Raw genomic sequence first — 21,146 nt, 5'->3', positions numbered from 1 at the left:
AAGAAGTGTAGGTAAATAATCAAATTATGAATGCTCTTCCAGATCTTTTACCGTTTTTAGAAAGTTCACTAAATGTTGTTCAGAATTATTACGCATAATAAATTCAAAATACCATATAGCATCCGTCTCACTAGTATTTTGGAATCTCCATTGCACTTCCATCAGATCTTTGATAATATCTGATAAATCATCATTAGCATCCCCAAGCCCATTGTTTGGTTTTTCGAGATCAAATGGATCTAAAACCATTTGGTAAAACCCTAATTCTGGAAAATTAGAACGAATGGTATTAGAGATTTTTTCAAAATTGAATTCAGGAGCTTCTGGATATTCTTTTTCGTCCGTTGCTACATTTCCTTCTAAAGCAAGATATTCTTGGTATAATGATAGTAAGGACTTTTTTAATATAAGTTCCTTGTTTTCGATTTTAAGTTTTGGAGTTATTCCCCATTGTATGATAGGTTCTATGATGCTAAGTAAATGGTTCAAGATTGGTTGTTTTACTACAAATCTAGTTAAGAATTTTTAAAATAGCATATAAATTTGATTCCTATCTTTTCTGGAATAATTATAGAGAATTGTTTTTCTAGGAGTTTTCTATACTTGTAATAAGTCTTGCATTACTGATTAACTCTAAACGTAATTCTTCTATTAGTAATTACTTTACAAGACCTAAGAGTTAGTATAACTTCTGTTCTTGTAGTACTAACGCAGCCGGTAGTTGTATTTCTGGCTTCAGCGAAATAACTAGCCGCAATAGTAGGAGTATAGCTGGTATTACCACTTAATAATAACGTGCCTCCTACAGAAGCATCATACCAATCTACAGTTTCTCCTGCGTTTACTGTTGCGGTAAGGGTAGGAATGGTTCCGCCTGTACATCCAGTTTGATTGCCTCCACTTATTGGAGCATTGGGAGCGCTATTAACTTCTACATCAATTGAGTTGGTATTGGTAGTTCCATTACCATCACCATCAGTAATGGTTACTGTATATGTGTAAGTCCCTGCTGTTATAATACTACTTTCCGTAGGATTTTCTGCTGTTGAGCTAAAAGAGTATCCACCAGGTCCGGTAGCTGACCAGCTGAATGTTCCACCAGTACTACCAGATCCACCTGGATTCGCAAAAAGAGTCAACGTTTGTCCTAGGCAAATAGGTCCGTTAGAAGTAGGAGCAACACTTAGAGTTCCTCCACCTGTATTGATATCATCAAAATCATAATCAACACCACCACCTCCGCCATTACAGGAAGCATAAACAGTACCACCAATAGTTACTGTTTTTGTGGCATTACAAGGATTATCTTCTACCAAATTACCACCATCAATTATTATAGAGGCATTGGCAGGAAGTGATAAGTCAGTATTATTACTTGTCCACTCCGCTTCACCTCCAGTCGTTAACGTAATTAGTGGAGTGTCTAAACTAGAATCCGCACTTACAAATAATGTTCCTGGTCCTATGGTTAGCGAATTAAAACTGTTAGGGATCGTAGAATTTATAGTTACCTCAGAGTTACCTTCTATCGATACATCATTGGCGCCAGCGATCTGTCCCGGATAGTTTGTCGCAGCCACCCATGTTGTTCCATTGTACACCTCCCAGATTGATACTGTTGTCCAATTACCATTTGTTCCATTAGTTCTGTAATCATTTACTGATTGAGCAGATAGATTTAAAAATAAAAAAATAAAAGTAATAGAAACAAATAATCTTAGCATACACATGTTATGAGTAGGTCGTTGATACTATAACAACTAACTATTAAAAAATCCTTTTAAAAAAACAATTTCAATTAGGGTAGCGGGGATATTAGTGTAATGTTTTTTTAATATTAAAATTCCCCATAAAGATAGTGACAATTTTTAAATAAATATTGTTGTTATGCTGTATGAGTTCTATGGTTAAACCTTTTAATTTGTTGAATTACAGATTGATAATGTTTTATGTTTCTGAGATTAAGGATAGTATCAGTTATTCATCCATTATTTTTATTGTGAATTCAGGATGTTGTTTTTCTAAGGCTCTTTTGAGACCTAGGAGATGACCAGCACCAACGATTACAATTGCTTTTTTATGACCGTGTTGTAAAACTTGTTCACCAATGTTCTTTGCCATTCCTGTATTTCTCCTGTCCCAAACTTCCGCGGCTTTGTTGCAAGGAGAGCAGTCTGTTTTTCTAAATGTAAAGCGATTAGAAATCTCATACATGTTTACTGTTTTTTGTTTGTTAGTATGATATGCTAATCTTCCAAAAAGAGCTGGTATGATAGCATTTCTATACTCTCTTTTATGATATTTTTTTAAGTAGTGTATTTCCCCATCTAGATTGCTTTGTTTAATACAAGCTCTTGATAGTTTTGTGTAACTTTGGGTTTCATGTTGATAATCCATCGCATATATATAATTCATATCCATTGCTATGGCTAATTTAGAAGTTAGATCACCATTTTCATTTCTTAAAGGTTTTTTACTGCCTTTGACACCATATTTGGATAAATATGCATAATAATACCAATTGGCTTTATCTCTAGTTACCGCGTAATATTTTTTTAGGTACTGAAAATCTGCTGGTTTCATAGAAAAAATACTTACGTCTTGTAATATCAATGTTTTGTTGGTGTCATTTTTGAAAATAGTTGCAATACTATCGCCATAGGGAATGAACCAATTACTTTCATAATTTTTTAAACTTAGAGTGTCATCAGATCTTTGACGTTCTACATAAATTGCATCAGGATTGTATGATGTTGCAATTTTGAGAAGTGGACGATAGCTATGTTTTACAATCTTTGGAACCGTATGCATCGTACCAATTATAAAAACTTCTGTTTTTTTTTGCTGCTGGGCAAAAAGAGAGGTAATGCTAATATTTAAAAGTACTAAGATTGAAATAATCGTTTTCATAAATAGAAAGATTTTGACATTTATTTTTGTCAAAACTAAATACCGAAAATGATTATAGATCATTAGATCTGCCACTTGTGGCGAATTGCACTTATTTTGTGGCGGAATTAAAACGTTCTTCTACCTGCAATTGAAATGTTTTAGAGACCGGTACTTCGATGTTGTGTTCTAAAAGAAGGATAATTTTACCTTTTTCAGTTTTCCATTGTTTAAAATGGTAAGGATTTATTAAAAAAGAACGATGTGTTTGTAATAATTTTGGAAAATCAATTGCAATAGTGGAGAGCTTATTTCTGATCAATTGTTTTTTGAGTAGTTTGTTTTCTAAGTATGAAATCTCAATATAATTATCGGAAGACTGAATGCATAGAAGATCATTAAAAAAGAGTCTTAAGTTTTCATAATTTCCAGTTCCATTAATTTCTATTTTGATGTCTTCAAGTTTTTTGTCTTTGTATTTCCCAAAAGACCATCTTCCAATCATGACAATAGGTAAAATAGTAATTACTGCGGGTAAATAAATACTTTTTATATGATACCATAATGTATAAGGATTAGGTTCTCCTTGCATCACAATGTAGAGGTAGAAACTTCTACTAAGAAGCAATCCGAAAATAATAAAAGAAGACAGAAAAGCTATTTCATGGATCAAAGACCATTGATTTTTATTTCGCTTAAATAATATGTTTTGAACAGGTATTATAAATATGTAACAAATGGATCCTACCAACCCATAAAACGGTAAGTATATCAGTTTTTCTGTTTGATTAAATTCATGAACATCTAATGGTTCTGTAAAATATAAAAAGACGAATATCCAAATAGCTAATCCTAAAGCAATCAGTAGATGATGTTTTATCGATGGGTCAAAAGGAAATTTAATGTCCATTAGGCAATATGATTACAATAATCTAAAGTAAATAAAGCACAGCAAAAGATCAATTTTACTTATTTTATTTTTTGAAGTTTGTGAAATTAGAATAGTATAAAAAAAAGTGCTACTCATTTCTGAATAGCACTTTAGTAATATTAATAATTATTTCAATAACTTATTGAACTTGAACTTTTACATCAAATCTGATAAAGTCACCAGTTCCATCTGTTCCAGAAATTTCTGTTATTTTAATCACTCCTTTGTTTCCGTATTGGTCAGCAAATTCTAAAACATCGTTTACAGAAAGACCAGTAACTCTCTCTGAAGTTGGTGCAGTAATTCCATCTAAGTCAGATGCAACTGCTACGGCGTCAAAATCTATAGTTGAGGCAGCAATATAAAAATTATTTAATTCTGCAGTAGTTAAAGAAGAAATAGTCGGAACGTCAATAATGTTTGTTGGATAGTTAGCGGTAGAGGCTAAAGATGCATTTTGAGTTGCTCCGTAATAATATCCGAAATCCCAAAGAGCAGCAGTTTCTTCACCTTCACTAATTTTATATACTTCATTATTGTATAAAGATATAAATGTATTAGAAGATCCATCAGCTAATGGAGCTGCTAAAATAGTTTGAGAAAAGGCTTTGATACCACTACCATCATTTACTCCAGTTCCATATCGTACTGTGATAATTCCAACAACGTTATCACCAAGTGCATTACGCTTGTTTACATCTCTAAAATCACCTCTTCCAGTAGTTGCCCATAGTTTGTATACTACAGTACCATCTGTCATAGTTGGTTTAGGCAAATCTAATTGAAATTCGAAGGTGTCTTTGTCATCTCCAACAAGATCTAGTGATCCGTCTGGTTTTTCGTCTACTTCTTGTGAAGTAAAAACAAAAGGTTCTTCTCCAAAAGCAGAAATATTCTGAGTAATGTATAATCTTCTCATATTTGCAGAATTAGCAGAAAATGCAACCTTCGCTTTAAAAGTGCTACCAGAAACATCAGAAGCATTAACAGTAACGTTTCTTCTGTCTCCAGTTCCTGCTTCTGTTACAAGTAAGTCCGCATCAAACTCTGCATTAGGATCGGTAATAATTAAATCAGTGTTGTCATCAGCACTACAACCAGTAAAAAGTAATCCTAGTGTAAATACTATTAAAATCGATTTGAGTTTTAAAAATTTGTTCATCATTTATAGGTTTTGTTAAGCTGCGAAGGTAGAATTTTTAAAAGCAAAACAATGATGTTATGTACTCAAAACTTATACGTTTTTTCTATAAAAGGAAAATTTATTCGATGAACGTGCTTGTGCCTAAAGTAAAAGGGTTAGTTTCTAACTTTATAACTGCCTGTTTTCGGATCAAACAAAATAAGGTCTTCAGGAAATAACGAGGAAAATGCCCGACATTGTATTAATTCTTTAGGGCGACCAAATTCAAAACCTTCTGTGTTCATGACAATCATTTTATCACATAATTGTATTGCAAAATCAATTTCATGAGTAGAGAATAAAATTGTTTTTTGAGTTTCGAAAGCTAAACGTTTTAAGAGTTTAAAAATATAAGCTTTATGGTACACATCTAGATGTGTAGTAGGTTCATCAAGCATAATAAATGGAGTGTCTTGAGCAATAGCTCGTGCGATAAGTACTTTTTGTAGTTGTCCATCACTTAATTCAAAACACTTTTTTTCTACTAATTCTGTAATATGGGTAACTTCTATAGCCTTTCGTACTTTTTCAATATCCTCTTCCAGTAGTTTACCAACCCAATTGGTATAAGGTTGCCTTCCTAGAGCAACTAGTTCTTGTACAGTAAGATTTTTAGAAGCAATTTGTTCCGTAAGAACGATACTTAACTGAGAAGCTAATTCAGAAGATTTATAGGTTCTTATTTCTTTGTCAGATAAAAACACATCTCCTCGAAGCGCCGGTTGTACTTTAGATAAGGTACGGAGTAAAGTAGATTTACCGATACCATTAGCTCCTACCAATCCCACAAGTTCCCCTTCATATAACTTTAGATTGATATCTGCAGCAACTACCTCTAAATTATTTTTATGCTGGTAACCGATAGAGAGATCTTCCGTTCTTAGAACGATGTTTTGATTTTCAGTATCTGTTGACTCTATTTCCATAGTGATATTTAGTACTTAGTACAAAGTATTTTGGTATTCTTATTTTTATTATTCTTTCATTATTATTAATTAAATTTAACTCCCTATTTCTCATTGTTGGATTTAGTTTTTAATCAATGCTAAAAAATCTAAATCTATTCATTGTAAGACGTAACCCAAAACTTCATACTCATTCCTAATTACTTAATACTCTTTACCAACAACTACTCAGTACTAAATTAAAACAGCATTTTTCTTTTTCTTACCAATAGCCAGATTACAACTGGCGCTCCAACCAATGAAGTAATAGCATTAATAGGTAATGTATATTCTGTGCCCGGTAATTGGGAAATGGTATCACAAACTAACATGATAATACTCCCGAATAATATTACTGCCGGAATCAATGTTTTATGATCTGATGTATGAAATAATTGTCTAGTTAGATGCGGTACTGCTAACCCTATAAAGGCAATTGGTCCAGCAAAGGCAGTAATACTTCCTGCTAATAAACCGGTGGCTATAATAATCAAGAAACGACTTTTTTTGATATTCAATCCTAAACTACGTGCATAATTCTCTCCTAATAACAATGTGTTTAAAGGTTTTATTGCGAAAATAGCTAATACCATTCCGAGTAAAGCAATGGTAGAAAAAATTAATAAATCCATCCAGGACAAATTTCCTAAACTACCAAATCCCCAAAAGATGTATCGTTGTAATTGTTCTGCAGGTGCAAAATAAGAGAGTACACTTACGATGGCAGCAGTTATACTACCAAACATTAATCCAATAATTAAGATGGCCATAGTGTCGCGTACCTTAATAGATACTAACATCACCATAAAGAGTACTAAGACACTCCCAAGACTGGCTGCGATAACGAGTCCCCAATTGGATACTAAAAATAGTGCTGCAGAACCACCAATAAAAGCGCTTCCTAATATCAATATAGCTACTCCAAGACTTGCTCCAGAACTAATTCCTAAAACAAAAGGTCCTGCCAGTGGATTTCTGAATAATGTTTGCATTAATAATCCTGATACACCCAATCCACTTCCTACAATTATTGCAGTGATGGCTTTAGGTAACCTATAATCAATAATAATATGTTTCCAGGATTCTTTTTCGACAGTTGCACCAACTAAACTTTTTAAGGTATCTATCCAAGGGATAAGTACAGAGCCAAGACTAATGTTTGTAATAAAGCATAGCAGCAGTATTACAATAATGACGATGAATACACTCTTATATGATTTGTTTGGGGTCAACTAGTTCAGTTTTTCGAAAAAATAAGGTTCGTAATCTGTTAATAGTTCGGGATGTGCTATTTGGATGATATCTTTAAGAATCAAATCCGGACGCATAGGACCTAATTCATAATATATCAATCCGCCTTTGGCACCAGTTTTTAATGTTGAAGAATATACGCTTTTATTTTTAAATGCTTCAAAAAAAGTATATCGATTGTTTTTCTTCTTTAGTTCTTCTAGTGATTTAGAAGATCCGGAACCTATCCATAATTCGGCATTTTGACCTTTTTCTAATACACTTTCAAAATTCAATCCGATACTTCCAGTTTTTGGAGTTTCTGCCCATAGGTAATTAGTATTGGCATCTTTTAAAAATTTAGCGACATAACTATCACCGCCAGGTACATGCCATACATCTTTAAACATATTACCAGATAAAACGGTAGGAGTTTTGGTAGCATTATTGGCTAATACACTCGCATCATTATAATCTTTCTCAATTTTTTTGAATATACTATCGGCTTCTGATTCCTTATTGTAAAAAGCGGCTACAAACTTTATCCATTCTGCTCTTCCTAAGGGATGTTGTTCCATCCAAGAACCATTCATTACTACAGGAATTCCGGTTTTCTCCAGAAGGTCGTATGTTTTGGTATCTCCAGTTGCGGAATATCCGATAATAAGTTCAGGACCTAGTTCTAAAGTAAGTTCTGTATTTAAATGACCATTATTACCTAATTCTATAATGGTTCCGTTATCAATTAAAGCTCGAGTTTTTTCTGAAGAAATATAATCACTATGAGGAAAGCCGATTAGCTTATTTTCTAATCCCAAATACTCTAGCATTGGAATATCAGTAGTAGAAGTAACGACGGTCTTATCTACTGGAATTTCTATATAAGAAGCTTTACCGCTAATAGCTGGTCTTTCTGTTCCTTTTGAATACAAGATATATGTAAAAGTACTTTTAGCATCGGGCCAAGGAGAGGTAATTTTTATTTCTTTATAGGTGCCATTATTTTGGATGGTAAATCCTGTAGCATATTCTACTTTTTGATCCACCAGTTCCTGAACAATAACAGGAGTAGTCACTTTTTGCTCTTGTTTGCACGATTGAAAAGAAATAAGTATTAATAATAGAAAACAAAAATTCTTCATGTGATTTTGAATATTTTTCAAACTTCGATATATTTTTTGAAAACCTACTATGATTTATCGTTAATTTGTTTCAGTAAATATAATTATATGTCATTTTTGTGTTCCTGGAGTGGAGGAAAAGATAGTTGTTATGCAATGCATATCGCTTTGGATAAAGGGTATAAGCCCTCTGTTTTATTAAACGTGTTAAATGAATATGGTGATCGGTCTCGTTCTCATGGAATTCCTAAAGAAATATTAGAAGCTCAGGCAAAATCTATGAAATTACCAATTCATTTTTTTGAAAGTACATGGAATGATTATGAACGATTATATATTCAGAATCTGAAATCATTAACGAATAAGTACGATTTGAAATCCGCAGTTTTTGGTGATATCGATATTCAGTCTCATAGAGATTGGGAAGAAAAAGTGTCCAATGCAGCTGGTCTACAGGCAATTTTACCGATATGGCAGCAATCAAGAAAACAACTGGTGATAGATATGATTGATTATGGTATTGAAGCAATTATTGTTTCTTGTAATAAGATATTAGGACCAGATTTCTTGGGTAGAGCAATCAATAGAGAGCTTATCAAAGATTTAGAAGCATTAGATGTGGATGCTTGTGGTGAAAATGGAGAATATCATACTTTAGTGGTAAATGCTCCTCTTTTTAAAGAAAGATTAATGATTAATGTAATTGATAAAGAAATATCTTCTAATTATAACTTCGCAACGTTAGAAATCGCTTAGATTTTCATAACATCTCCATAGTTTATCTTAATATCAAATGAATCTTTAAGTTCTATTTGTTGGATGTATGCCAGTAATGCTCTTATGGGACCCGCATGAGCAACAATCATTATACTGTCTTCGGCAGTGTGTTCTAAAGAATTGTAAAATTCTAATATTCTTTTTTGTAGGGTTACATAGGATTCACCATTAGGAACTTGCACATTTACAAAATCTTCCATCCATGGATTCAGTTCTGAAGGATGTATATCATTCCATGCTTTTAGTTCCCAATCACCAAAATCCAATTCCTTAAGCCTATTATCATAAACAATTGGAATATTAAATGTTTCGGCTAATATTTTACAACGCTGTAAAGGGCTACAGAATATTTTTGAGATTTTATGTACAGGGATTTGGTTATGGATTTTTATAACTTCAGAGTCAAAAGTATCTGTTATACCCAAGTCACTTTGCCCGTAGCAAATTCCTTTTTCAATGTTAGGAGTGGTATGTCTTACCAGATATATTTCCATAAGCCTAAGATACTAAGATAAAATACTACTTCGCTAAGTTGTTGCACAGCACCTGCACAATCACCGGTTTGACCTCCTATCCATTTTTTAAATTTCGCAGCTAAAAACATTTTGGATATATACATGGGTATCAGCGTGATAAATACCCAAGGATTTAGAAACATTAGTAATGGAATAACCCCAAAGAAACCACTAATAAGAAGCATTGAAACAGTCATACTTTTTGCGGCTGGTTTCGCTTTGCTATCTTCCGTATCACGAACATAGGGATGTGTAAAAATAAGAGTAGTTGCTATAAATCTACTTAGACTATGTCCAGAGATGATTACTAAGGGAATATAAATAGCTTCAATTTCTCGTAAAGCCGAAAATTTGATAGCAAGTAACAGTAAAATTCCAATAGTACCATAGGTTCCTAATCGAGAGTCTTTCATAATTAAAAGAATCTTTTCTTTGGTCCAACCACCACCAAAACCATCACAAACATCAGCAAATCCATCTTCGTGAAAAGCTCCGGTAGCATAAATAGTAGCGAACATAGAAAACAGTAAGGAGATTTCCGTAGAAAAAATATAAGAGCATCCGTAATAAACACCTGCACCAATACTGCCAACCAAAATACCAACTAACGGAAAGTATTTCGAGCTTTTACGCAGGTATTGTGGATCATGATCTACCCATTTAGGACAAGGAATCCTTGTGAAAAACATGAGAGCGGTAAAAAATATATGAATCTCTTTTTTCATTTTATTACTGAAAATTAATGTCGTGAAGATAAGCTTCTATAAGATATTCTAGAAAAGGAAAGAGACAAGAAAGTATTAAAAGAATAGCCAAAATAATTCCTATCATACCAATTTTGTTTTTCTTTAAAAATGAAATAATTCCAAAATACAAACTTAACAGACCAATACTAGCCACAATGATTTTAAAAGTCTTCTTAAAAACTGATATACCCGATGCTACATCAGAATTTGTTTCAGGGTGTAACATCGCTAAGTTTTCATTATATAATTGTACATTGAATCTATAGATACAATAAAATCCAATAATAGCAATTAGTATAGATAGCACACCTTTTTTCATGTATTATATTTAGTTATTCTGTTGTAGAAACTTCAGCTTCTTCAAAACTTGCCATATTATTCAGGAATGCAACGGCAGATTCTAATATAGGATAAGCAACTGCTGCACCGGTACCTTCTCCTAATCGCATACCAAGAGATAGTAAAGGTTTTTTTTCAAGAAAGGCGAGCATTTTTTGATGCCCTTGTTCTTCTGATGAATGTGCAAAAACGCAATAATCTAATACGTTTTTATTAATGGCATTTGCAGCTAATAAAGCAGCCGTTACGATAAAACCATCAATTATAATGGTCATTTTTAACTCTGCCGCTTTTAGGATTGCTCCAGTAATCATAGCAATTTCGAAACCACCGAAAGTAGCTAAAGCTTCTATGCCAGTATTTGGGAAGTGTTTCTTAAAAACGGATTCTAAAATAGTTTGCTTTATTTTTATTGCTTCACCCTGAACTCCCGTTCCTGCACCAACACATTCTGTAATCGGTATTTTCGTAAAATGTGCCATTAACAATGCAGCTGCAGATGAATTTCCAATTCCCATCTCGCCAAAACCTACCACATTACATCTATTTTGATATGTTTCCAGAATAATGTTAGCTCCTTTATCAATTGCCGTATTACATTGATCAATAGACATTGCTGGTTCTGATTGATAGTTTTTAGTACCATATGCTACTTTAGCGTCAATGAGTCCTTTTATATTCTTAAAATCATGATTTACACCAGCATCGATAATCTCCAGATTAATTTTATTTTGAGTACATAATGAATTAATAGCAGCTCCGCTATTAAGAAAATTATATACCATTTGTTTCGTCACTATCTGAGGATATGGATTTACCTCGCCTTTTTCTGCAATACCGTGATCTCCTGCAAAAACAAGGATAGTAGGTTTTTGTAGTATTGGACTTATAGTGTTTTGGATTAACCCTATTTGTAACGCAATTTTCTCTAATGTGCCTAAGGAACCAAGAGGTTTGGTTTTTAGGTTAATTTTATGCTGAATCGTATTCTCTAATGATTTGTCTAATGGAGTAATATCAAAATTCATTTATTTTATTTTTACTGGTATTCCTGATACCATTAGTATTGCCTGATCCGCATGTTTTGCGATATACTGATTCATCCAGCCTTGTAATTCAGTAAATTTTCTACCAACTTCTGTAGAAGCATGAACTCCCATACCTATCTCATTAGATATAATTATAATAGTGGTGTCAATTTTTAATAGTTTATCAAATTCTATTCTTGCTTGAGCTAAAGAAAGTTCGATATCATTTTTAGTATCAACAAAAAAATTGGTAAGCCATAATGTGACACAATCGATAACGACGACCGTATCTTTTTTAACAACTTTGGATAGTTCTTTTTCTTCTTCAACAGAGGTCCACCGATCATCGCGATCAGAAATATGTCGATCAATACGTTTTTGATGATCGCCATCCCAAATTCTCGATGTAGCTAAGTATATAGGACTATCTGTAAGTTCTAAAGCAAGATTTTGAGCGTAACTGCTTTTTCCAGATCGTTCGCCACCAGTGATGTAATACAACATTTGTAACAGGTTTTAAAGAGCGCAAAGATACTAGTAAAACTAATTTATTTGGTAAAGCGAATGCATTTTCGAAGAAATATGATACATTCGCGCAGAATTTTGGTTCTAAGATGCTTTTCATAGCATTGAGGATTAAAAGGGAATCAGGTGAAATGAAGTACGACTGTAGTGTTACGAGTTATGATTTTTAAATTTCTTAAATCGTAAATCTAACACCGTAATTAATATTCCTGAGCTGTTCCCGCAACTGTAAGCTTTGTCCGCATTAGGCGGATGTTTGTTGTTAATTCTTTTGACCACTGCTTGTGTCGAACTTGTTTCGGCATCTTTTGAAATAATTCTTAAGACACTGAAGTAAATTCAGTACAAGTGGGAAGGTAAACAACAAGACGCGAGCCAGGAGACCTGCCTAAATTCATTATGTCAAACTTTCGGGATAGAAGTTTAGGTATGGGTAAACTACATACTTTTTTCCGGTAATTGTATAATTAAGTCATTTAGGAAATGAACAAAAAAATGTTTTTGGGAGCTGCACTAATAGTATTAGGAGCTCAGGTTGTTTCAGCGCAAGAAATAACTGAAGATGAAAAAGTAAACGAATTAGAGGAGGTAGTACTTTCTGATTCTAAGTTTAAATTAAAAAGAGAACAAAGTGGTAAGGTAATTACTAAAATTAGCTCAGAAGAACTGGAACGCAGTCAAGGACAATCTCTTGCCACTGTCTTAAACAGAGTAGCAGGGATTGAAATTAATGGTAGTAATAGTGGAGCTGGTAAGAATCTAAATTATAATATCAGAGGAGGTTCTAATCGTCAAGTAGTTATTAGAATTGATGGTGTTACAGTTAATGATCCTTCTACGATATCTGGGGAGTTTGATCTTCGATTGTTGTCATTAGATCAAATAGAATCTATTGAGATTCTTAAAGGAGCTTCTAGTACGTTATATGGTTCCGGTGCGGCAACAGGAGTTATAAATATAACGACTAAGTCAGAGAGTAAAAAAGCAATCGCTGCACAATTTTCTTCTAGTATAGGAACAAATCAGTCTCAGGAAGATCAGGATTATGATGTAAATGAGTTCGTGAATTCGGCCTCCATAAATGGTACGATCGGAAAAGTTAACTATTTAGCTAGTTTTAGCAATCAGTTTACAGATGGATTATCAGAATCAGAAAAACTAGATGAAGATACTTCATCACAGGAATTCGAAAGTGATTCCTATAATAAGTTTAATGTATATGCGAAATTAGGATATCAATGGAACAAGAACTTTAAGTTTCATTTTTTCGGTAATTTAGATGATTACAAAAATGAGTTTGATGTCGGAAACGGGATTGATGGGAATAATAATGGAACAAGTAGACAAGTAAGAGGAGGAAGTTTTTGGGAAGCAAAATATCCTAACGGAAGTTTTACTTTTGTAGATAGTTATGCGTTGTTAGAAAGAGAGTTTTTTACTGATTTTCCTTCTAGAAGCGAAAGTAGAGTCTATACGTTTGATGCATACAATAAGTATAAATTTGGTAGTTGGTTGTATACTGTAATTGGCGCCAATGGATCTTATAATGATTATAATGGATTCAGTGCTTCTGGTAGAGGCGAAGAATTTGTGCAAACAATTAATGATAATCAGGCAGATTTTGATATTATTGACCCTTACGTCAATTTAGTATATGCCTCAAAATTTGGATTAAATATCAATGCCGGAGCAAGGTTGAATATTCATAGTACTTATGGTAACCATATGGTGTATAGTATTAATCCATCTTTTACCTACACTTTTGGAGGGAATTATATAAAAGGATTAGCATCTTATAGTACAGCGTATATCACGCCATCATTGTTTCAGTTATTTTCTCCGAGTTTCGGGAATACAGATTTAGAACCTGAAGAAAGTACAACATTAGAAGTAGGAGCAGAGTTTTCTCTGAATAAAACAACAACAATGAGTGCGGTGTATTTTACGCGTGATCAGGAAAATTTTGTAGATTTTGTAGATACCGGTAGTTTTGTTTTTCAATACCAGAATATCTCAGATGATTTTACGACTAGTGGATTAGAGTTTGAAGTTAGTTCTAAGTTAATGAATGATAAAATGGTAGTTAGCGGTAATTTTACATATACCAAAGTAGACGAAAATTTATCTCGAATTGGTATTCCAGAAATTAAGTTTAACGCAAGTATTGGATATAATATATCTTCTAAATCTTTTGTGTCATTAAGTTATCAATATAATGACGAAAGAGAAGGACGTTTTACAGATTTTACAACGTTTGCATCAGAACCAAGAACATTAAATAGTTACGGTATTTTAGATTTTTATATCAGCCATCAGCTTTTAAAAAATATGACTGTTTTTGCAGCGATGAATAATATAACGAATGAAGACTATCAAGAGGTTTTTGGATTTAGTACCAGAGGTAGAAACGCTAGAATAGGATTTAATCTAAAATTCTAATTACAACAACAAATACCATTAGGTCATAAAAAAAACTCCCAAACTAATTAGTTTGGGAGTTTTTTTTATAAGCTATATTTTTTTATTGAAAAATTAATTTTTCTACATTAGATATATCAGTATCCTTATACATTCTCTGGTAATTAGGAGCGCGCATTTTACTTTCACCTAAAATTTCTAATTCGATATTATTATTTTTTGAAGTAACTCTATTTCCTAAAATGTTATCAATTGCAGCTTTCAATAATGGTTCGTTAGGATCTCCTAATGTTCCAAGATTTGAGAAATCTTCTGAAATTTCAATTTCCGGAACAAAACCACCAAAATAATCGGTAACCCCAGCAGAATTTAATGATCTTAAAACCAAAGGTTGCATAGCATAGGTATGTCCTGGATTAGCTCCATTACGAGCAAAATTATCCGAATCATAGAGAGTTACTGAAGCTTGGAATTTTCCTCTACTTGTAGAACCTACCTGTATTACATTGATATAAGGATCCAGACCATTAATCACTAGTTCACTGGCAGAAGCAGAGCTTCTGGTGGTTAATACATAAACTCTGGTTAAGTTTAAACTATTAATACCAGCACCGGTTCTAATTTGACTATCAAAAAGATTAGTGTCGCCAAACTGTTCCTGGCGATCTTCATTCCATTCTTCGACAGAAAATACTTGTCCATTAAATTGTCCTGTAATCATGCTGGATAAATCAATAGCAGAAGTTACAGATCCACCACCATTATATCTCAGATCTAATATAAGGTCACTTACATTAGCAGAAGCTAATTGCCCAAAAGCATCATTTAATTGTGTGTCAAAATCAGCAGTAAAGCCATTATACATTATATATCCGACTGGATTACCTCCTACATCAATAGTTTTAGTAATAAAAACAGGGTTTTCTGTGTATTGTACTTTGGTAAGAGAAACCGATGATCCAGTGGGAGTAACATCATTTCCATCAAAAGTAGCAAGACCAATAGTATAGGTATCCGGATCTAGCAATTGACTGAAATTTTGATCTGTAATCTGTGTGCCATCTATAGTATTAAAAATATTTCCTCTCTGGATTCCTTTTGTTTCAGCATCTGTTCCAGGAAGTACGTAACGAACATAACCGAATACATTAGAAGCATCATTAGGATATCGAACCAAACCGAATTCCATACCATTATTTCTAGTAATTCCATCAAAAGCTTGTTCTAATGCAACATAATCATCTACCAGGAAGCTGAATTCATCAACTTTTATCTGTTCTGAACCTACTGTTACGGTTTCTTGAGTTCTTAGTCCTTGAAAAATAGCTTCAGGTGAAGAAAAGCCATTAAGAAAATCAGTATACTCCTGATTATTAGAAAAACGATCGTTTGCCAGATCCGTTACATCCGCTTTGTATACATAAAAAGCATTCATGCCTTTCCAGATAAAATCATTAATATCTAGTGTACTTGCCACGCTAGGCACATCATCATTGTCATCAAAACAACTGGTAAGGATACTACCAAATAAAAGTAGTAAGGTAAAATGCTTTAAATATTTCATGAACTTTTTTTGTTTTATATAACCCTAAAAATAGGAACTTTATTATAATTTCAAAAAATTGTGTAACAAATTATTAGTATAGTCGTCTCCCTTATATAAAGCTAACAAGTTAGTTTTGTAACAACCAACCAACAAATATGAAAGAAAGAGCATTTATAACGCTTACTAATGGTTTTAAAGACAAGCTGTATAGGTTGGCTAAACGATTGTTGGTAAGTAATGAAGAAGCAGAAGATGCGACACAAGAAGTATTACTAAAGCTATGGAGGAATAAAACCAAAATGGCTGAGTATAAAAATGTAGAAGCATTTGCGATGACAATGACTAAGAATTATTGCTATGACAAATTAAAAGCTAAGGAAACTGGAAATTTGAAGATTGTACATAGTAATTATAAAGATGAACGACCTTCATTACAGCGAGAAGTAGAAGCAAGAGATAGTCTGGATTGGGTAGGTAAGATCATGGATGGATTGCCAGAACAACAGCGAATGATTGTCCAGCTAAGAGATATAGAACAATATAATAATGCGGAAATAGCAGAAATGCTAGAAATGAATGAAACAGCAGTACGAGTAGCATTATCAAGAGGAAGAAAAACAATACGAGAAGAATTATTAAAAAAACACAATTATGGAGTTGTCTAACATAGAAAAATTACTGGAGAAGTATTTTGAAGGAGAAACGACCCTTTCTGAAGAGAAAGAATTAAAGGTTTATTTTACCGGAGAAAGCGTGCCGTCACACCTAGAGAGATACAAAGATCTATTTCAGTTTTTTTCTAATGAGAGTCAAGTAACCGCTGAGTCAGAGGTTCAATTAAGTACCAATCGAGTACCCTGGTATACCTGGATAGGTGTAGCTGCATCAATAGCTTTGATTGTGGGGCTGTTTATAAAAGATGTTCCACCAGGAGCTGACCCAGAAGGGGTTTATGGTACATACGATAATCCTGAAATAGCATTACAGAAAACCAAAGAAGCCCTTGATTTGGTTGCTCGCTTAATGAATGAGGGTAAAAAGGATCTGGTATACCTTAATGAGTTTGATACTGCCAAAAAAGATTTGGTATATCTAAATGAATTTCAAGATGCCAAAAATAAATTGATAAAATAAAAACGAATACTATTTCTCAAATATGAGAATCTTTAAAAATGAATTAATTATGAAAAAGTTTGCAATCGTAATATTAGTAGCATTAGTACCATACTTATCTGTTGCTCAGAGTAATTTTGATAAATATGAAGACATGAACGATGTGTCATCTGTGGTGGTAACTAGTAAAATGTTTAAGCTGTTAAGTAAAATGGATCTAGAAAGTAGTGATCCCGAAGTGAAAGAATATATTAACCTGGTAGAGAACATCAAAAACATTAAAGTTTTTGCTACGGAAAATAATGAAATCGGTCAGAAAATGAAATCTGATGTACAAAAATACCTAAGTAATACTTCTCTAGACGAGTTAATGCGAGTAAAGAGTGATGGTAAAAATGTAAAGTTTTATTCTAAGCCAGGTAAGAACGATAATTTTGTTACAGAGCTGTTTATGTTTATGGAAGGAAATGACGGTGATGGACCAAACACAGTGGTTTTAACAATTACTGGAGATATTGATTTAAGACAAGTGTCTAAAATAGCAGATCACCTTAATGTTCCAGGAGGACAAGAACTTAAAAAAGTAAAAAAGAAAAATTAAGCTTATATTTTTAGTTTAAGTTACACCCAAGCTTCTTCAGATGTAATGATCTGAGGAAGCTTATCATCATCAATCAATCAACCTTGTCCGTCTAAGGCGGATCAAAACCAATTAAAATGAAAAATATAATAAAACTAATAGGAGTAACATGTGTAATGTTACTAATGAGTTGTAATAACGGAACTTCATTACAGAAATATTTTGTAGATCATCAAGGAGATGCAGATTTTGTAGCAGTAGATCTAGCAACAAGTCTTTTGGATACTAAGAAAGTTGATCTTTCTGCGGAAGAAAGAGAAGCACTGGAAAGTATAAAAAAAGTTAATTTTTTAGCCTTACCACTTAAGGATAAAAGCAAAGCCAGATATGATGAAGAAAAAACAGCTATTAATACTATTCTAAGTTCAGAAAAATATGAAACCTTAATGAGATTTGGTTCTAATGGAACAAAAGCGGTCCTTAAATTTCAGGGTGATGAAGATAATATTGATGAGATGATTGTGTTTGCTTCTAATCAGGAAAAAGGATTAGCATTGATAAGAGTTTTAGGAGATGATATGAAACCCGAAAATGTAGCCAAATTAATGAATGCCATTGATAAAGGAGATGTGAATATAGATGCTTTTAAAAATATTTTAGGAGAGATCGATATTGACTAATGTGAGTTCGATGCAAGCAAATTAAAGATCAAAAACCGTCAATTCGAGTGATTTTTTTGGAACAAAGTGGAGAAAAATAGTATCGAGAATAGGTTTTTTGACCTGAAAATCATTATTCTCGACACACTTCTCTTAAAGTCGAAGTACTCGAACTGACGTGATTTCTTATATAGAGCTCACGTTAGATTAATATATATGCTATACCAAGTACGTTATCTAAAAAGATGCTACTGTCACATTGAGCGGAGTCGAAATGTATTCCAACAAATGTGAATTATTTCTCGACTCCGCTCGAAAAGACAGAAAAACAAAAAAGCTTCGACTGATACTAGTCGAAGCTTTTTTTGTTTAGTCATTAGTGAAGTACATTTCATCAACCATCAACTAAATCCCCGTATAATTAGAAGGCGTAATAGCTTTTAATTCGGATTTAATGGTGTCCGAAACTTCCAGTGTTTCTATAAAATCGGCAATAGAATTTTGATTGATTTTAGCATTGGTTCTAGTTAATCCTTTTAACGCTTCATAAGGATTAGGATATCCTTCTCTTCTCAAAATAGTTTGAATAGCTTCTGCTACTACAGCCCAGTTGTTTTCAAGGTCCTGAGCAAACTTTTCTTTATTTAATAATAATTTGTTTAACCCTTTTAGTGTTGCTTGAAATGCAATTAAAGTATGTCCAAAAGGAACCCCCACATTTCTAAGTACTGTACTATCTGTAAGATCACGTTGTAATCTGCTTACTGGTAATTTTGCAGATAAGTGCTCGAACAAAGCATTAGCAATACCAATATTCCCTTCACTGTTTTCAAAATCAATAGGATTTACTTTATGTGGCATAGCAGAGGATCCTACTTCTCCTTCTTTAATTTTTTGTTTAAAATAATCCATAGACACGTAGGTCCAAACATCACGATCTAGATCTAGGATAATCGTATTAATTCGTTTTAACCCATCAAACAAAGCTGCCATATGATCATAATGTTCTATCTGCGTAGTTGGGAAAGAATGATGCAATCCTAATTTTTCTTGTACGAAACGAGTTCCGAAATCTTTCCAATCGATTGATGGATAGGCAACTTTATGAGCATTGAAATTTCCTGTGGCACCGCCAAATTTAGCCGCACTAGGAATATCATTTAATAAATCAAACTGCGCCTCTAATCTTGTTACATAAACCTGAAACTCTTTTCCTAATCGAGTAGGAGAAGCAGGTTGTCCGTGAGTACGAGCTAGCATAGAGACTTCAGACCATTCTACTACTAAGGATGCTAGTTTATCTTTTAGCTCCATATAGTGAGGTATGTATACATCACCGATAGCTTCTTTTATACTTAACGGGATTGCTGTATTATTAATATCCTGAGAAGTTAATCCAAAATGTATAAACTCTTTATATGCTTGTAAGCCAAGCGTATCAAATTTCTCCTTAATAAAATACTCAACCGCTTTTACATCATGGTTGGTTACTTTTTCTATATCTTTTATTGCTTGAGCATCTGCTGTAGAGAATTGCGTGTAGATTTCTCTTAGTTTCCCAAAAATAGCAGTATCAATATCTTTTAATTGCGGTAAAGGAATTTCGCATAAAGCAATAAAATATTCTATTTCTACCAGTACACGATATTTTATTAGGGCTTCTTCACTAAAATAAGTACTTAATGATTGTGTTTTAGAAGCATAACGACCATCGATAGGTGAAATAGCTTGCAAAGGAGATAATGACATAACGTTGTTTTTTTGAAAGCTGCAAAGATAATTTATTTAATCACGAATTGCGAGGTACGGAGAGTGATTTTTTAATGAAATAGTATTTGAGTGTGTGAGTATATGAGAACGCTACGCTTTGAGAGATGAGAGAGCTTATGAGTACCCACTGAGAGTTTTAGGATATGTTAGCGACACTTGTTGAAACAGTTTTAAAGAGATACATATAATCACTTACCCAATAACTCACAGGCTCAATAACTCACAGACTCAAATACTATTCAATCTTCTTCAAAATCATTCTTGATCTTGCTTTGTATGCCGCACTACCATCGTGATAATTCCTTTCTAACGTAATTTTAAGTTCTGGATGTACCCAATCGAATTCTGTACCTAATAGATATAAACTTGTTATTGAATAGGCTTTTGGTGCTACCTTCTGATCTGAAATCAGCCAATCAAAGCAGGCTTCTGTTATTTTTTCTCTGTGTGTAGCGGTAAGGTGTTTTCTAACGGCAGCATTTTTGTCCTTATAATAAGCAAGGGTTAGGTACTCGCATATTTTTGCAATAGGTCTAACAGCAGGATCTTGATGTACTCTGGGTAAAATAGGGATTAATGAATCCAGATAGGGGAGTATTGCCTCCAGGTTGTTTTTAGATAAAAACTCTAAACCCCAAGAGGCTTTGCACGATATTTCATCATCTACTTTATTACAAGTTTCTAATAATTGAGGGAGTAACTCAGGATTTTGCAGAATCAGATTAGCAAAATGATTTCGCTTTTCTCTAGAATGATTGGTGTTTCTGATTTCTTCTTCCAGGTTGATCATGCTGGTTTATATAATTTTACTTTTTCGAATGTCTCCTCGAGC

22 protein-coding genes and 1 riboswitch are annotated in these 21,146 nt (G+C 33.3%); of the genes, 6 read left to right on the top strand and 16 right to left on the bottom strand.

Annotation, left to right across the window (positions count from 1 at the left end; all coding sequences use genetic code 11):
* Nucleotides 1–24: 24 nt before the first annotated feature.
* The 8 genes from Q0975_RS22545 to Q0975_RS22510 form a co-directional block, all read right to left on the bottom strand.
* Entirely contained in the window at nt 25–489 is a 465-nt protein-coding gene (locus tag Q0975_RS22545) for a DUF5063 domain-containing protein (RefSeq protein WP_299441036.1), read from the bottom strand.
* A 131-nt stretch (nt 490–620) separates the two neighbouring features.
* The gene (locus Q0975_RS22540) at nt 621–1,724 is read right to left on the bottom strand and encodes a hypothetical protein (protein ID WP_299441033.1); all 1,104 of its coding nucleotides are present in this window, start codon (nt 1,722–1,724) and stop codon (nt 621–623) included.
* A gap of 253 nt (nt 1,725–1,977) precedes the next feature.
* Nucleotides 1,978–2,910, bottom strand: a complete 933-nt coding sequence (locus Q0975_RS22535) for a DUF5694 domain-containing protein (protein ID WP_299441030.1) — start codon at nt 2,908–2,910, stop codon at nt 1,978–1,980.
* Nucleotides 2,911–3,001: 91 nt separating this feature from the next.
* Nucleotides 3,002–3,799, bottom strand: a complete 798-nt coding sequence (locus Q0975_RS22530; protein WP_299441027.1) for a LytTR family DNA-binding domain-containing protein — start codon at nt 3,797–3,799, stop codon at nt 3,002–3,004.
* 160 nt (nt 3,800–3,959) lie between these two features.
* Entirely contained in the window at nt 3,960–4,982 is a 1,023-nt protein-coding gene (locus Q0975_RS22525) for a hypothetical protein (RefSeq protein WP_299441023.1), read from the bottom strand.
* Nucleotides 4,983–5,119: 137 nt separating this feature from the next.
* Nucleotides 5,120–5,929 carry an ABC transporter ATP-binding protein gene (locus tag Q0975_RS22520; protein ID WP_299441020.1) on the bottom strand — a complete coding sequence of 270 codons (810 nt, stop codon included), beginning with the start codon at nt 5,927–5,929 and terminating at the stop codon, nt 5,120–5,122.
* Nucleotides 5,930–6,147: 218 nt separating this feature from the next.
* Nucleotides 6,148–7,179 (bottom strand): iron ABC transporter permease, encoded by a 1,032-nt coding sequence (locus Q0975_RS22515; protein WP_299441017.1) that lies wholly within the window; start codon nt 7,177–7,179, stop codon nt 6,148–6,150.
* Nucleotides 7,180–8,319, bottom strand: coding sequence for an ABC transporter substrate-binding protein (locus tag Q0975_RS22510; protein ID WP_299441014.1), 1,140 nt, complete (start codon nt 8,317–8,319; stop codon nt 7,180–7,182).
* A gap of 87 nt (nt 8,320–8,406) precedes the next feature.
* Between Q0975_RS22510 and Q0975_RS22505 the strand changes: the two genes are divergently transcribed.
* Nucleotides 8,407–9,054 (top strand): diphthine--ammonia ligase, encoded by a 648-nt coding sequence (locus Q0975_RS22505; RefSeq protein ID WP_299441011.1) that lies wholly within the window; start codon nt 8,407–8,409, stop codon nt 9,052–9,054.
* Here Q0975_RS22505 and cobC read toward each other — a convergent pair.
* Genes cobC through Q0975_RS22480 form a run of 5 tightly spaced genes read right to left on the bottom strand, consistent with a single transcriptional unit; the run spans nt 9,051 to nt 12,207 of the window.
* Nucleotides 9,051–9,569: an alpha-ribazole phosphatase gene (cobC, locus tag Q0975_RS22500; RefSeq protein ID WP_299441009.1), complete on the bottom strand. Its 519-nt coding sequence runs from the start codon at nt 9,567–9,569 to the stop codon at nt 9,051–9,053. The two genes, Q0975_RS22505 and cobC, sit on opposite strands and share 4 nt — an antisense overlap.
* A complete protein-coding gene (locus Q0975_RS22495) occupies nt 9,551–10,315 on the bottom strand; it encodes an adenosylcobinamide-GDP ribazoletransferase (protein WP_299441006.1) in 765 nt (254 codons plus the stop codon). Before Q0975_RS22495 ends, cobC begins: the two co-directional genes overlap by 19 nt.
* A 4-nt stretch (nt 10,316–10,319) precedes the next feature.
* Complete coding sequence (locus tag Q0975_RS22490; RefSeq protein ID WP_299441004.1) at nt 10,320–10,655, bottom strand: hypothetical protein; 336 nt, start codon at nt 10,653–10,655, stop codon at nt 10,320–10,322.
* 13 nt (nt 10,656–10,668) lie between these two features.
* Nucleotides 10,669–11,703 (bottom strand): nicotinate-nucleotide--dimethylbenzimidazole phosphoribosyltransferase, encoded by a 1,035-nt coding sequence (gene cobT, locus Q0975_RS22485; protein WP_299441001.1) that lies wholly within the window; start codon nt 11,701–11,703, stop codon nt 10,669–10,671.
* Nucleotides 11,704–12,207 carry a bifunctional adenosylcobinamide kinase/adenosylcobinamide-phosphate guanylyltransferase gene (locus Q0975_RS22480; RefSeq protein ID WP_299440998.1) on the bottom strand — a complete coding sequence of 168 codons (504 nt, stop codon included), beginning with the start codon at nt 12,205–12,207 and terminating at the stop codon, nt 11,704–11,706. It lies immediately after the preceding gene.
* Nucleotides 12,208–12,290: 83 nt separating this feature from the next.
* Nucleotides 12,291–12,635, top strand: a riboswitch (cobalamin riboswitch).
* 76 nt (nt 12,636–12,711) lie between these two features.
* Between Q0975_RS22480 and Q0975_RS22475 the strand changes: the two genes are divergently transcribed.
* On the top strand, nt 12,712–14,667 hold the full coding sequence (locus Q0975_RS22475; protein ID WP_299440996.1) for a TonB-dependent receptor: 1,956 nt from the start codon (nt 12,712–12,714) through the stop codon (nt 14,665–14,667).
* An 82-nt stretch (nt 14,668–14,749) separates the two neighbouring features.
* Here the strand turns inward: Q0975_RS22475 and Q0975_RS22470 are convergent, their stop codons facing one another.
* A complete protein-coding gene (locus Q0975_RS22470; RefSeq protein ID WP_299440993.1) occupies nt 14,750–16,210 on the bottom strand; it encodes a S41 family peptidase in 1,461 nt (486 codons plus the stop codon).
* Nucleotides 16,211–16,347: 137 nt separating this feature from the next.
* Here Q0975_RS22470 and Q0975_RS22465 point away from each other — a divergent pair, with 137 nt between their 5' ends.
* The 4 genes from Q0975_RS22465 (at nt 16,348) to Q0975_RS22450 (ending at nt 18,565) form a co-directional block, all read left to right on the top strand.
* On the top strand, nt 16,348–16,857 hold the full coding sequence (locus tag Q0975_RS22465; RefSeq protein ID WP_299440991.1) for an RNA polymerase sigma factor: 510 nt from the start codon (nt 16,348–16,350) through the stop codon (nt 16,855–16,857).
* Nucleotides 16,844–17,326: a hypothetical protein gene (locus Q0975_RS22460; protein WP_299440989.1), complete on the top strand. Its 483-nt coding sequence runs from the start codon at nt 16,844–16,846 to the stop codon at nt 17,324–17,326. Before Q0975_RS22465 ends, Q0975_RS22460 begins: the two co-directional genes overlap by 14 nt.
* 49 nt (nt 17,327–17,375) lie before the next feature.
* The gene (locus Q0975_RS22455; RefSeq protein WP_299440986.1) at nt 17,376–17,906 is read left to right on the top strand and encodes a DUF4252 domain-containing protein; all 531 of its coding nucleotides are present in this window, start codon (nt 17,376–17,378) and stop codon (nt 17,904–17,906) included.
* A 116-nt stretch (nt 17,907–18,022) separates the two neighbouring features.
* Complete coding sequence (locus Q0975_RS22450; RefSeq protein WP_299440983.1) at nt 18,023–18,565, top strand: DUF4252 domain-containing protein; 543 nt, start codon at nt 18,023–18,025, stop codon at nt 18,563–18,565.
* Between the two features lie 384 nt (nt 18,566–18,949).
* Here the strand turns inward: Q0975_RS22450 and purB are convergent, their stop codons facing one another.
* On the bottom strand, nt 18,950–20,293 hold the full coding sequence (gene purB, locus Q0975_RS22445; RefSeq protein ID WP_299440980.1) for an adenylosuccinate lyase: 1,344 nt from the start codon (nt 20,291–20,293) through the stop codon (nt 18,950–18,952).
* A 256-nt stretch (nt 20,294–20,549) separates the two neighbouring features.
* On the bottom strand, nt 20,550–21,104 hold the full coding sequence (locus tag Q0975_RS22440; RefSeq protein WP_299440978.1) for an adenylosuccinate lyase: 555 nt from the start codon (nt 21,102–21,104) through the stop codon (nt 20,550–20,552).
* Nucleotides 21,105–21,146 lie beyond the last annotated feature (42 nt).

This window comes from uncultured Aquimarina sp. (assembly GCF_947500065.1).
Lineage (GTDB): Bacteria > Bacteroidota > Bacteroidia > Flavobacteriales > Flavobacteriaceae > Aquimarina.
The sequence above is the reverse complement of the archived record's forward strand: the minus strand, read 5'-3'. Positions and strand labels throughout refer to the sequence as shown.